The organism is Streptomyces sp. NPDC037389 (assembly GCF_040636475.1).
GTDB classification, from domain to species: domain Bacteria; phylum Actinomycetota; class Actinomycetes; order Streptomycetales; family Streptomycetaceae; genus Streptomyces; species Streptomyces hesseae.
The window spans coordinates 1-12,451 of record NZ_JBEZUS010000003.1 but is presented as its reverse complement, the minus strand read 5'-3'; the positions used below and the strand labels follow the sequence as shown (position 1 = coordinate 12,451).

Genomic DNA, 12,451 nt, shown 5'->3' with positions numbered 1-12,451 from the left:
CCCCGGCCGCCCCTCGCGAGACGGTGATCCTATCGGCGTACAGGAGTTCGCCCCCGGTAGGGTGACCAGCCGCGAGTGCCACCGTTGGTGACCACCCGTCGGCCAAACCTCGGAATCAGCAGCAAACCAGCAGCAAAAAAGACACCACCGACAGCATCAGGGGGCAATCCGGGTGAGTACGTCCGCCACGACCGGCTTCTGTCGGGTGACCGTCGTCGCGCCCGACAGCCGCGTCGACGTCGCCCTCCCCGAGGACCTCCCCGTCGCCGACGTCCACCCCGAGATCCTCCGGCTGACCGGAGGCGCCCAGCCCGTGGGCACGCCCACCGGCTACCACCTCGTCCGCCGCGACGGCACCGTCCTCGACGGCGCCCGTACCCTCGCGGCCCAGCGCGTCCTCGACGGCGAGATCCTCACCCTGCGCCCGTTCGCGGAATCCCTGCCGCCCGCCGTCCACGACGACGTCTCCGACGCCGTCGCCACGGCCGTCTCCGGCGACCGCGCCCTGTGGAACACCGGCATGCTGCGGGCCGCGGGCCTCACCGGCGCCGCCCTGCTGCTCGTCCTCCTGGGCCTCGTCCTCTGGTACGCCGACCCCGCGCGCCACGACGCGCACGGCCTGCCCGGCATCGTCGCCGGCGCCGTGGCCGTCCTCCTGACCGCCTACGCGGGCGTACGGGCCCGGGTCTACCGGGACCGCGGCCCGGCCGTCGCCCTGGGCCTGGCGGCCGTACCGCACCTGCTGATCGCCGGGTCCGGCATCGTCGGCCCCGCAGCGGGCGAGGGAGCCGGACGCCTCCAGTTCCTGCTCGGCTGCGCGACCGTCCTGATCGCCTCCGTCGTCCTCGTCGCCGTCACCCCCCGCGGCGACGCCCCCTTCGTCGCCACCGTCGTGACCTCCGCCACCGGCGTCCTGGCCACCTTCGGGATGATCCTCACCGGCGCCGCGCCCTCCGCCGCGGCCGCCGTCTGCGCCGTCGCCGCGATCGGCGCCCTCGCCTTCCTCCCCGCCCTCTCGGCCCGCGCCGCCCGGCTGCCCATCGGCTACACGGCGCCCCGCGCCGCCGGCGACGACCTGGACGCGCCCCGGAGCGGCGCCGACACCGCGCCCGTCGACGCCGAGCGCGTCGCCGCGCGGGCCCGCCGGGGCCACGAGCTGCTGCTCGGCCTCGTGGGCGGCTGCTCGGCCGTCGTCGTCGGCTCGGCCGCCGTCCTCTCCTTCTCCGCCGGCCCCTGGGCCCCGGCCCTCGCCCTCGCCGCCGGGCTCGCCATGACCCTGCGCGCCCGGCTCTTCCGCTACACCTCGCAGGTCGCCACCGTCCTCGGCGCGGGCCTGGCCGGGCTTGCCCTGCTCGTCCTCGGCCTGGCCCTGCGCCCGCTCTCCGGAGCTCACGGTGGCGCTTCCGACATCCGTACGGTCTGGATCACCGTGGCCGTCGCCGCCGTGGCGGCCCTGCTCACCGCCGTCGCGCTGATCATCCCCCGCAAGGGGCTGTCACCCTTCTGGGGGAGAGCCTCCGACATGGTCGAGAACGCCGTCCTGCTCGCCCTCGTCCCCCTCTGTCTCGCCGTTCTCGACGTCTATGCGAGGGCGCGCGGCCTCGCGGGCAGCTGACCTGCGCGGGGCCGCGCCCCAGGGCCGGAATCAGGCCCCCGGGCTGGTACTGTGTCCAGTGGCCGTTTGTGTACGCGCCTCCGGAACGCCCGCCAGGGCATCTGGGGACAGCGCCCAGCGGACCCCGCCTCCCGAGTAACGGAAGCTCTCCTGAGACAGAGACCAGGGGCACTCGGTGGCCAAAAAGAGACTCAGAAGGAGTACGCGTGTCGCTCGACGCCGCTACGAAGAAGCAGATCATGGCCGAGTTCGCCACCAAGGAGGGCGACACCGGCTCCCCCGAGGTCCAGGTCGCGCTGCTCACCCGCCGCATCTCCGACCTGACGGGTCACCTCAAGACCCACAAGCACGACCACCACTCCCGTCGTGGCCTGCTGATCCTGGTCGGCCAGCGTCGCCGTCTGCTTCAGTACCTGGCCAAGAAGGACATCACGCGCTTCCGCGCCCTGGTCGAGCGCCTCGGCATCCGCCGCGGTGCCGCGGGCGCCAAGTAAGACGCCATGAAGGGGGCGGTTCCCACATCCTGGGGGCCGCTCCCTTTGCGTATCTCGTGGGACGCAAAAGCTTTGTAATCTGGATCCCACAACGCGAAACCGTATGAGGAGGAGCGCTCCGCTCGCCGCCGGTCCTCGGTAGTGGCCCCCGGATCAGGGAATCCGGGTGCTTCGATCGAAGACCGGCCAGCCGAGACGCCCCTCCGCCAACGTCACCGCCACACGGGCGGTGACGCAGAAGAGGAGATATCCCTGGTGGAGAACGAGACCCACTACGCCGAGGCCGTCATCGACAACGGCGCCTTCGGCACCCGCACCATCCGCTTCGAGACCGGCCGTCTGGCCCGTCAGGCCGCCGGCTCCGCCGTGGCCTACCTGGACGACGACACCATGGTGCTGTCGGCCACGACCGCGTCGAAGAGGCCCAAGGACCAGCTCGACTTCTTCCCCCTCACGGTGGACGTCGAGGAGCGGATGTACTCGGCCGGCAAGATCCCCGGCTCCTTCTTCCGCCGTGAGGGCCGCCCCTCCGAGGACGCGATCCTCACCTGCCGTCTGATCGACCGCCCGCTGCGCCCGTCCTTCAAGAAGGGCCTGCGCAACGAGATCCAGGTCGTCGCCACGGTCATGGCCCTCAACCCGGACCATGTCTACGACGTCATCGCGATCAACGCCGCCTCCTGCTCCACGCAGCTGGCCGGCCTGCCCTTCTCCGGCCCGGTCGGCGGCGTCCGCGTCGCGCTGATCAAGGGCCAGTGGGTGGCCTTCCCGACCCACACCGAGCTCGAGGACGCCGTCTTCGACATGGTGGTCGCGGGCCGCACCCTGGAGGACGGCGACGTCGCGATCATGATGGTCGAGGCCGAGGCCACCGAGAAGACCATCCAGCTCGTCAAGGACGGCGCCGAGGCGCCGACCGAGGAGATCGTCGCCGCCGGTCTCGACGCCGCGAAGCCCTTCATCAAGGTGCTCTGCAAGGCCCAGGCCGAGCTCGCCGCGAAGGCCGCCAAGCCGACCGCCGAGTTCCCGATCTTCCTCGACTACGAGGACGACGTCCTGGAGGCGCTGACCGCCGCCGTCCGCACCGAGCTGGCCCAGGCGCTCACCATCGCCGGCAAGCAGGAGCGCGAGGCCGAGCTGGACCGCGTCAAGGAGGTCGCCGCCGAGAAGCTGCTCCCGCAGTTCGAGGGCCGCGAGAAGGAGATCTCCGCCGCGTACCGCTCGCTCACCAAGGCCCTGGTCCGTGAGCGCGTCATCAAGGACAAGGTCCGCATCGACGGCCGCGGTGTCACCGACATCCGCACCCTCGCCGCCGAGGTCGAGGCCATCCCGCGCGTCCACGGCTCCGCCCTGTTCGAGCGCGGCGAGACCCAGATCCTGGGTGTCACCACGCTCAACATGCTCCGCATGGAGCAGCAGCTGGACACGCTGTCGCCGGTGACGCGCAAGCGTTACATGCACAACTACAACTTCCCGCCGTACTCCGTCGGCGAGACCGGCCGCGTCGGTTCGCCGAAGCGCCGCGAGATCGGCCACGGCGCCCTGGCCGAGCGGGCCATCGTGCCCGTGCTGCCGACGCGCGAGGAGTTCCCCTACGCCATCCGCCAGGTCTCCGAGGCGCTGGGCTCCAACGGCTCGACCTCCATGGGCTCGGTCTGCGCCTCCACCATGTCGCTGCTGAACGCCGGTGTGCCCCTGAAGGCCCCGGTCGCCGGTATCGCCATGGGCCTGATCTCCCAGGAGATCAACGGCGAGACCCACTACGTCGCCCTCACCGACATCCTCGGTGCGGAGGACGCCTTCGGCGACATGGACTTCAAGGTCGCCGGCACCAAGGAGTTCGTGACCGCCCTCCAGCTCGACACCAAGCTGGACGGCATCCCGGCCTCCGTCCTGGCCGCGGCCCTCAAGCAGGCCCGCGACGCCCGCCTCCACATCCTCGACGTGATGATGGAAGCGATCGACACGCCGGACGAGATGTCCCCGAACGCCCCGCGGATCATCACCGTCAAGATCCCCGTGGACAAGATCGGTGAGGTCATCGGCCCCAAGGGCAAGATGATCAACCAGATCCAGGAGGACACCGGCGCCGAGATCACGATCGAGGACGACGGCACCATCTACATCGGTGCCGCCGACGGCCCGGCCGCCGAGGCCGCCCGCGCCACGATCAACGGCATCGCCAACCCGACCATGCCGGAGGTCGGCGAGCGCTACCTGGGTACGGTCGTCAAGACCACCACCTTCGGTGCGTTCGTCTCCCTGCTCCCGGGCAAGGACGGCCTGCTGCACATCTCGCAGATCCGCAAGCTCGCCGGTGGCAAGCGCGTGGAGAACGTCGAGGATGTCCTCGGTGTCGGCGCCAGGGTCCAGGTCGAGATCGCCGAGATCGACCAGCGCGGCAAGCTCTCCCTGATCCCCGTGATCGAGGGCGAGGACGGCGACGAGGCTGCTAAGGACGAGTCCGCCAAGTGACGTCCCGTAGTACACGGAAGACGGCCCGCCCCTCCTCGGAGGGGCGGGCCGTCGCCCGTACCCAAACGCTTCTCAAGGGCGAGAACGGCATCGGCACCGTCCGCCGGACCACCCTCCCGGGCGGTCTGCGCGTGGTCACCGAGACCCTGCCGTCCGTCCGCTCCGCGACCTTCGGCATCTGGGCGAACGTCGGCTCCCGCGACGAGACCCCGGCCCTCAACGGCGCCACGCACTACCTCGAGCACCTCCTCTTCAAGGGCACGGCCAAGCGCAGCGCCCTCGACATCTCCGCCGCCCTGGACGCGGTCGGCGGCGAGATGAACGCCTTCACGGCCAAGGAGTACACCTGCTACTACGCGCGGGTTCTCGACACCGATCTGCCGCTGGCCATAGACGTCGTCTGTGACATGCTCACCGGCTCGCTGATCGACCCGGCCGACGTCGACGCCGAGCGCGGGGTGATCCTCGAAGAGATCGCCATGACCGAGGACGACCCCGGCGACTGCGTCCACGACCTGTTCGCGCACACCATGCTGGGCGACACCCCCCTCGGCCGCCCGGTCCTGGGCACCGTCGACACGATCAACGCCCTGACCAGGGACCAGGTCGCCCGCTTCTACAAGAAGCACTACGACCCGACCCACCTGGTCGTGGCCGCCGCCGGCAACGTCGACCACGCCAAGGTCGTCCGCCAGGTCCGCGCCGCCTTCGAGAAGGCCGGCGCCCTGGGCCGCACGGACGCCGTGCCGATGGACCCCCGCGCCGGCGCGAAGACGATCCGCACGGCCGGCCGGGTGGAGGTGCTGGGCCGCAGGACCGAGCAGGCGCACGTCGTCCTCGGCATGCCCGGCATCTCCCGCATCGACGAGCGCCGCTGGGCCCTCGGCGTGCTCAACACCGCCCTCGGCGGCGGCATGAGCTCGCGGCTCTTCCAGGAAGTCCGGGAGAAGCGCGGCCTCGCCTACTCCGTCTACTCCTACACCTCGGGCTTCGCCGACTGCGGCCTCTTCGGCGTCTACGCCGGCTGCCGCCCCAACCAGGTCCACGACGTGCTGCGGATCTGCCGCGACGAGCTGGACAAGGTCGCGAGCGAAGGCCTGTCGGACGAGGAGATCAGCCGCGCCATCGGCCAGCTCTCCGGCTCCACGGTGCTCGGCCTGGAGGACACGGGCGCGCTGATGAACCGCATCGGCAAGAGCGAGCTGTGCTGGGGCGACCAGATGTCGGTCTCCGACATGCTGGCCCGCATCGCCGCCGTGACCCCGGACGAGATCCGCGAGGTGGCCCGTGATGTCCTGGGGCAGCGTCCTTCGCTGTCCGTGATCGGCCCGCTGAAGGACAAGCAGGCCGCCCGCCTGCACGAGGCCGTTTCGTAAAACCGCCCCGGCCGGCAGCACCGCCGGCCGGGCACACGAGGGGAAGCAGGGACGATGAGCAAGCTGCGCGTGGCGGTCGTCGGCGCCAAGGGCCGGATCGGCTCCGAGGCCGTCCGGGCCGTGGAAGCCGCCGACGACATGGAGCTGGTGGCCGCGCTCGGCCGGGGCGACCGGCTGGAGGCCCTGACCGAGGCGGGCGCCCAGGTCGTGGTCGAGCTGACGCACCCGGACTCGGTGATGGACAACCTCGAGTTCTGCGTCCGCAACGGCATCCACGCCGTCGTCGGCACCACCGGCTGGACCGAGGACCGCCTCGCGAAGCTCACCTCCTGGCTGGAGGCGTCGCCGGAGACCGGTGTGCTCATCGCCCCGAACTTCTCCATCGGCGCGGTCCTCACCATGACCTTCGCCCAGAAGGCCGCCCGCTTCTTCGAGTCCGTCGAGGTCGTCGAGCTCCATCACCCGAACAAGGCGGACGCCCCCTCCGGCACCGCCACCCGCACCGCGCAGCTCATCGCCGCCGCGCGGCGCGAGGCCGGCTGCGCCCCCCAGCCCGACGCCACCACCACGGCCCTGGAGGGCGCGCGCGGCGCCGACGTCGACGGGGTGCCCGTCCACTCCGTCCGGCTGCGCGGCCTCCTCGCCCACCAGGAGGTGCTGCTCGGCGACACCGGTGAGACGCTCACCATCCGGCACGACTCGCTGCACCACAGCTGCTTCATGCCGGGCATCCTGCTGGGCGCCCGTCGCGTCGTCTCCACACCGGGCCTGACGTTCGGCCTGGAACACTTCCTGGACCTGGGCTGAGCACGTGCGCGCAAAGATCGTCTACTTCGCCCTGGCCGCCGTCCTGGTCGTCTACTTCGTCCTGGTCGGCAGCCGCGGCGTGATGCTCATCCAGCAGGGCACCGTCATCACCGTCACCTTCGGGCTGGCCGTGATGATCCTGCCGTTCATCGGGGCCTGGTTCCTGTACCGGACCACCAAGTTCGCCCGCGACGCCAACCGGCTGGCCCGCGAGCTCGAGGCCGAGGGCGGGCTCCCGGTCGACGAGCTCGTACGGACGCCCGGCGGACGGATCGACCGGGACTCGGCGGACGAGGTCTTCGCCCGCCGCAAGGACGAGACGGAGCGGACCCCGGGCGACTGGCGCTGCTGGTTCCGCCTCGCGGTCGCCTACCACGACGCCCGCGACACCCCCAGGGCCCGCAAGGCCATGCAGCGGGCGATCGCCCTGCACGACGGCAAGCAGATCACCGCCACGGGCGCCTGAGACGGCGAAGGGCCGGGGCACGAAGCCCCGGCCCTTCCGTCATCCGCTTGCCGCTACGCCGTGAACCACGCCGGACTACGCCGTGAACGCGGCCACCCGGTCCTCGACGGCGTCCGCCGCCGTCGCGAAGGCCTGCGGCCGCCCCACGAAATCGGCGTTCCGGTCGGTCACCAGCACGGGCAGCGTCCCGCCGTCCGTACGCCGCACCACGAGCGCCTGCCCCTGCGTGGTACGCGGCGTCCCCACCACCCGCACCGGCTGCTGCACGGTCCGCACCTCGGCCACCTCGGCCCACGACAGCGTCACACCGCGCAGCATTCGCTGCTGACGCAGCCCGTGCGGGCTCACCCAGATGCCCGTACGCACCATCCGCACCGCGACCGTGATCAGCACGGCGGCGATCGCGAAGCAGACGCCCGCGCCGGGCAGTGCTCCCGCCGCGGCGATGATCACACCGGACACCAGGACGTACGCGGCCAGCAGAAGCAGCATCGCCGCGCCCCCCACCCGCAGCGGACCGGGGTGGTACGGGCGCCGCCAACGGCGGTGGTCCTCGTACAGGTCCTCTGAGGCGAGGAGCGCGGCGATGGTGTCGGTGGCGCTCTTCTTGGCGGTCGTGGTCGTCTCGGTCGGTGTCGCGAGCTCGCCGTCGCGTTCGGCTGTCGAGAAGGGCAGGGGCACGACGGGTTCCTCATTCCGATACACACGGTCGAACGACTGTGCGCGGTGAGGGTACCCGCTGTGTAACGGCCCGGGCTCAGCGACCCGCGTTGGCCTCGGACTTCTGGCTGTGCCCGGGGTTCTGCCGACCCGTCTCCAGTGACGGCATTCCGAACAGCAGCGCGCCTATCAGCCCCGCGGCCACCGTCAGCCCCACCAGCGTCCGGCCGAGTAGCTCCGAACGACTGGCACCGCCTCGGGGCGGCGGGGTGACGTTGCTGCGGTAGCGCTCGGCCTCGGCGACGAAGGCGAACGGCACGGGCTCTCGCCGGCGGAACATGGTGGGCTCTCCTAGGAACCTCGAAAGTGTGCTGTCACATCTGAAGACGCTCGAAACGGGCAATGGGTGCCCGTTTCTCCATAACTTCTGTGAAAAATATCAACTGGCGTCCCGGGCCTTCCTGTGGCATCGGGCTTCCGGGCGATCCGGGGTGCTCCGGGGTGCTCCGGAGCCCCCGCCCCGGGCCGGTGTCGGCCCGTTGTCAGTGGTGGCCCTTAGGCTTGGCGGCGGCCAAGCACAGCAGCAAAAGGAAGGACCCCGCCGGTGAGCGACACCCCCACCGAGGATCTGAAGCCCAGGTTCCGCAGCGATGTGACCGTCGAGCTGGTCAAGCACAGCGCGGCCGACTCGGACGTGCTGTGGGCGGCCCGGGTCTCCACGGCCGGCGAGCAGTCCCTCGAAGAGATCACCAAGGACCCCGAGCGGTCCAAGGGGCTCATCAACTACCTGATGCGCGACCGTCACGGCAGCCCCTTCGAGCACAACTCGATGACTTTCTTCATCAGCGCCCCGATCTTCGTCTTCCGCGAGTTCATGCGGCACCGCGTCGGCTGGTCCTACAACGAGGAGTCCGGCCGCTACCGCGAGCTGGAGCCGGTCTTCTACGTCCCCGGGGACTCCCGCAAGCTGGTCCAGGAGGGCCGCCCGGGCAAGTACGTCTTCGTCGAGGGCACTCAGGCTCAGCACGAGCTCACCGGCCGCGCGATGGAGGACAGCTACCGCCAGGCGTACGAGGCGTACCAGGAGATGCTGGCCGCCGGTGTCGCCCGCGAGGTCGCCCGATCGGTCCTTCCGGTCGGGCTCTTCTCCTCGATGTACGCCACGTGCAACGCCCGCTCCCTGATGCACTTCCTCGGCCTGCGCACCCAGCACGAGCTGGCGAAGGTCCCCTCCTTCCCCCAGCGGGAGATCGAGATGGTGGGCGAGAAGATGGAGGCGGAGTGGGCCAAGCTCATGCCGCTCACCTACGACGCCTTCAACAAGAACGGTCGCGTCGCCCCGTAGGGCGGTCCGACCAGCGGTGACGCGCTGCTACCGGGCCAGTGGGCAAGGTGTCCGTATTGCGGCGTTTCATCACCTTCATCTACGCTGAAAAAACGGACCCGGCACTGCTTGAACCCCCGAGCAGGCAGTGCCGGGATCCCTTTAGGCACTCCCCGAGGGGGTACCTCACGGTGAGCAACGAGTAGCGTGACCCTCATGGCTCCGACCTCCACACCGCAGACGCCCTTCGGGCGGGCCCTGACCGCCATGGTCACGCCCTTCACCGCCGAAGGCGCCCTCGACCTCGACGGCGCTCAGCGCCTCGCCGCCCACCTTGTGGACGCAGGCAACGACGGCCTTGTCGTCAATGGCACCACCGGTGAGTCCCCGACCACCAGCGATGCGGAGAAAGCCCAGCTCGTACGCGCCGTGGTCGAAGCGGTCGGCGACCGCGCCCACGTCGTCGCCGGAGCCGGCACCAACGACACCCGTCACAGCATCGAGCTGGCCCGCGCCGCCGAGCAGGCGGGCGCCCACGGCCTCCTCGTGGTCACGCCCTACTACAACAAGCCCCCGCAGGAGGGCCTGCGCCGTCACTTCACGGCGGTCGCGGACGCCACGGAACTGCCCGTGATGCTCTACGACATCCCCGGCCGCAGCGGCGTCGAGATCGAGACCGAGACGATGGTCCGTCTCGCCGAGCACCCGCGCATCGTCGCCAACAAGGACGCCAAGGGCGACCTCGGCGCGGCGAGCTGGGCCATGGCTCGCTCGGGCCTCGCCTGGTACTCCGGCGACGACATGCTCAACCTGCCGCTGCTGTCCATCGGCGCCGTGGGCTATGTCTCCGTCGTCGGCCACCTCGTCGCCACCGAGCTCCGCGCGATGCTGGAGGCGCACCGCTCCGGTGACGTCGACAAGGCAGCCGAGATCCACCGGCGCCTGCTCCCCGTGTACACCGGCGTGTTCCGCACCCAGGGCGTGATCACCACCAAGGCCGCACTCGCCCTCCAGGGCCTGCCCGCCGGCCCGCTGCGACTGCCTCTCGTCGGTCTCACGGACGAGCAGACCGAGCAGCTCAAGAGCGATCTCGCCGCCGGCGGGGTACAGCTCTAACACCCAGACTTCAAAACTGAAGATCGACAAAAACTGCAAGTGCACGAATGTCATGCGCGCCATGTGTCCGAAGAGGCATGTGGCGTGCGTGGTGAGGAGAGTCTTTTGAGCCACCCGCACCCTGAACTCGGCGCGCCGCCGAAGCTCCCCAAGGGCGGCCTGCGCGTCACCCCGCTCGGCGGTCTCGGTGAGATCGGCCGCAATATGACGGTCTTCGAATACGACGGCCGTCTCCTGATCGTCGACTGCGGAGTGCTTTTCCCCGAGGAGGAGCAGCCCGGAGTCGATCTGATCCTGCCGGACTTCTCGTCCATCAGGGACCGCCTCGACGACATCGAGGGCATCGTGCTCACGCACGGCCACGAGGACCACATCGGCGGCGTCCCCTTCCTGCTCCGCGAGAAGCCGGACATCCCCCTCATCGGCTCCAAGCTGACCCTCGCCCTGATCGAGGCCAAGCTCCAGGAGCACCGCATCCGCCCGTACACCCTCGAGGTCGCCGAGGGCGACCGCGAGCGGCTGGGCCCGTTCGACTGCGAGTTCATCGCGGTCAACCACTCCATCCCGGACGCCCTGGCCGTCGCCATCCGCACCCCCGCGGGCATGGTCGTGCACACCGGTGACTTCAAGATGGACCAGCTCCCGCTGGACGGCCGTCTCACCGACCTCCCCGCCTTCGCCAAGCTCGGCGAGGAGGGCATCGACCTGCTGCTCGTGGACTCCACCAACGCGGAGGTCCCCGGCTTCGTCCCGCCGGAGCGGGACATCTCCGGTGTCCTGCGCCAGGTCTTCGCGGGTGCGCAGAAGCGCATCATCGTGGCCAGCTTCGCCAGCCACGTCCATCGCATCCAGCAGATCCTCGACGCCGCCCACGAGTACGGGCGCCGCGTCGCCTTCGTCGGCCGCTCGATGGTCCGCAACATGGGCATCGCCCGTGACCTGGGCTATCTGCGGGTCCCGGCCGGTCTCGTCGTCGACGTCAAGACCCTCGACGACCTGCCGGACGACGAGGTCGTGCTCGTCTGCACCGGTTCCCAGGGCGAGCCGATGGCCGCGCTCTCGCGGATGGCCAACCGCGACCACCAGATCCGGATCGTCCGGGGCGACACCGTGATCCTCGCGTCGTCCCTGATCCCGGGCAACGAGAACGCGGTCTACCGCGTGATCAACGGCCTCACCCGCTGGGGCGCCAACGTCGTCCACAAGGGCAACGCCCGCGTGCACGTCTCGGGCCACGCCTCCGCCGGCGAGCTGCTGTACTTCTACAACATCTGCAAGCCGAAGAACCTGATGCCGGTCCATGGCGAATGGCGCCACCTGCGCGCCAACGCCGAGCTGGGCGCGCTGACGGGTATCCCGAAGGACCACATCGTCATCGCCGAGGACGGCGTCGTGGTGGACCTCGTGGACGGCAAGGCGAGGATCGTCGGCAAGGTGCAGGCCGGCTATGTGTACGTGGACGGCCTCTCGGTCGGCGACGTCACCGACGCCTCGCTCAAGGACCGCCGCATCCTCGGGGACGAGGGCATCATCTCCGTCTTCGTGGTCGTCGACAGCACGACCGGCAAGGTCGTCAGCGGCCCGCAGATCCAGGCCCGGGGCTCCGGTATCGAGGACGCGGCGTTCAACGCCGTCGTCCCGAAGATCGAGGAGGCCATCGCCAGGGCCGCCGCGGACGGCGTCGCCGAGCCCCACCAGCTCCAGCAGCTCGTCCGCCGTTCGGTGGGCAAGTGGGTGTCGGACAGCTACCGCCGCCGCCCGATGATCCTCCCGGTCGTCGTCGAGGTCTGACGCGGCATCAGCCGTATGGACGGCCGCCCCCGCTGCCGATTTGCATCGGGCGCGGCCGTCCAGTACGTTTACGGCTCCACCGCAGGGAACGCCAAAGCACTTCGAGTGCGAGCGGAGCTCCCGGAAAGCGAGTGGAAATCCGGCTCAGAGAAATCTGATAAAGTCGGGGAAGCCCGGTCCGACAGGGCGCTGGAAACGGAATTCGAACCGACTGCTTCGATTGAGAAGCGGAAGGAACGGAAAACGGATCTGGTAAGGTTGGAAACACCGAAGGGAAGCCCGGAGGAAAGCCCGAGAGGGTGAGTACAAAGGAAGCGTCCGTTCCTT

At 70.1% G+C, this 12,451-nt stretch carries 11 protein-coding genes; 9 read left to right on the top strand and 2 right to left on the bottom strand.

Annotated features, from left to right (window positions below; all coding sequences use genetic code 11):
* Positions 1-172: 172 nt before the first annotated feature.
* The 6 genes from eccD to AB0E98_RS06860 all read left to right on the top strand — a co-directional run bounded on the left by eccD (position 173) and on the right by AB0E98_RS06860 (position 7,233).
* Complete coding sequence (gene eccD / locus AB0E98_RS06885; RefSeq protein ID WP_361699407.1) at positions 173-1,615, top strand: type VII secretion integral membrane protein EccD; 1,443 nt, start codon at positions 173-175, stop codon at positions 1,613-1,615.
* A 206-nt stretch (positions 1,616-1,821) separates the two neighbouring features.
* Positions 1,822-2,109, top strand: coding sequence for a 30S ribosomal protein S15 (gene rpsO / locus AB0E98_RS06880; RefSeq protein ID WP_311614106.1), 288 nt, complete (start codon positions 1,822-1,824; stop codon positions 2,107-2,109).
* Positions 2,110-2,364: 255 nt separating this feature from the next.
* Entirely contained in the window at positions 2,365-4,584 is a 2,220-nt protein-coding gene (locus AB0E98_RS06875; RefSeq protein WP_361699405.1) for a polyribonucleotide nucleotidyltransferase, read from the top strand.
* Complete coding sequence (locus AB0E98_RS06870; RefSeq protein ID WP_361699403.1) at positions 4,581-5,960, top strand: pitrilysin family protein; 1,380 nt, start codon at positions 4,581-4,583, stop codon at positions 5,958-5,960. The genes AB0E98_RS06875 and AB0E98_RS06870 overlap by 4 nt, the downstream gene beginning before the upstream one ends.
* A 54-nt stretch (positions 5,961-6,014) precedes the next feature.
* Complete coding sequence (gene dapB / locus AB0E98_RS06865) at positions 6,015-6,767, top strand: 4-hydroxy-tetrahydrodipicolinate reductase (protein WP_361699401.1); 753 nt, start codon at positions 6,015-6,017, stop codon at positions 6,765-6,767.
* 4 nt (positions 6,768-6,771) lie between these two features.
* The gene (locus tag AB0E98_RS06860; RefSeq protein WP_361699399.1) at positions 6,772-7,233 is read left to right on the top strand and encodes a hypothetical protein; all 462 of its coding nucleotides are present in this window, start codon (positions 6,772-6,774) and stop codon (positions 7,231-7,233) included.
* Between the two features lie 75 nt (positions 7,234-7,308).
* On the opposite strand, the gene AB0E98_RS06855 is transcribed toward AB0E98_RS06860, so the two are convergent.
* Together AB0E98_RS06855 and AB0E98_RS06850 are read right to left on the bottom strand one after the other, a co-directional pair.
* Positions 7,309-7,914 carry a hypothetical protein gene (locus tag AB0E98_RS06855; protein WP_361699397.1) on the bottom strand — a complete coding sequence of 202 codons (606 nt, stop codon included), beginning with the start codon at positions 7,912-7,914 and terminating at the stop codon, positions 7,309-7,311.
* 76 nt (positions 7,915-7,990) lie between these two features.
* Positions 7,991-8,233, bottom strand: a complete 243-nt coding sequence (locus AB0E98_RS06850; protein ID WP_361699395.1) for a hypothetical protein — start codon at positions 8,231-8,233, stop codon at positions 7,991-7,993.
* A gap of 264 nt (positions 8,234-8,497) precedes the next feature.
* Here AB0E98_RS06850 and thyX point away from each other — a divergent pair, with 264 nt between their 5' ends.
* The 3 genes from thyX to AB0E98_RS06835 all read left to right on the top strand — a co-directional run bounded on the left by thyX (position 8,498) and on the right by AB0E98_RS06835 (position 12,124).
* The gene (gene thyX, locus AB0E98_RS06845; protein ID WP_311614112.1) at positions 8,498-9,238 is read left to right on the top strand and encodes an FAD-dependent thymidylate synthase; all 741 of its coding nucleotides are present in this window, start codon (positions 8,498-8,500) and stop codon (positions 9,236-9,238) included.
* A gap of 195 nt (positions 9,239-9,433) precedes the next feature.
* Positions 9,434-10,333 carry a 4-hydroxy-tetrahydrodipicolinate synthase gene (gene dapA / locus AB0E98_RS06840; RefSeq protein WP_361699392.1) on the top strand — a complete coding sequence of 300 codons (900 nt, stop codon included), beginning with the start codon at positions 9,434-9,436 and terminating at the stop codon, positions 10,331-10,333.
* A 105-nt stretch (positions 10,334-10,438) separates the two neighbouring features.
* Positions 10,439-12,124: a ribonuclease J gene (locus AB0E98_RS06835; RefSeq protein ID WP_311614114.1), complete on the top strand. Its 1,686-nt coding sequence runs from the start codon at positions 10,439-10,441 to the stop codon at positions 12,122-12,124.
* Positions 12,125-12,451: the final 327 nt, after the last annotated feature.

What these genes read in the sequence shown, in the direction of transcription:
- dapA (WP_361699392.1), top strand. Translation starts at nt 9,434, where the DNA reads ATGGCTCCGACCTCCACACCGCAGACGCCCTTCGGGCGGGCCCTGACC.
- AB0E98_RS06850 (WP_361699395.1), bottom strand. Translation starts at nt 8,233, where the DNA reads ATGTTCCGCCGGCGAGAGCCCGTGCCGTTCGCCTTCGTCGCCGAGGCC.
- dapB (WP_361699401.1), top strand. Translation starts at nt 6,015, where the DNA reads ATGAGCAAGCTGCGCGTGGCGGTCGTCGGCGCCAAGGGCCGGATCGGC.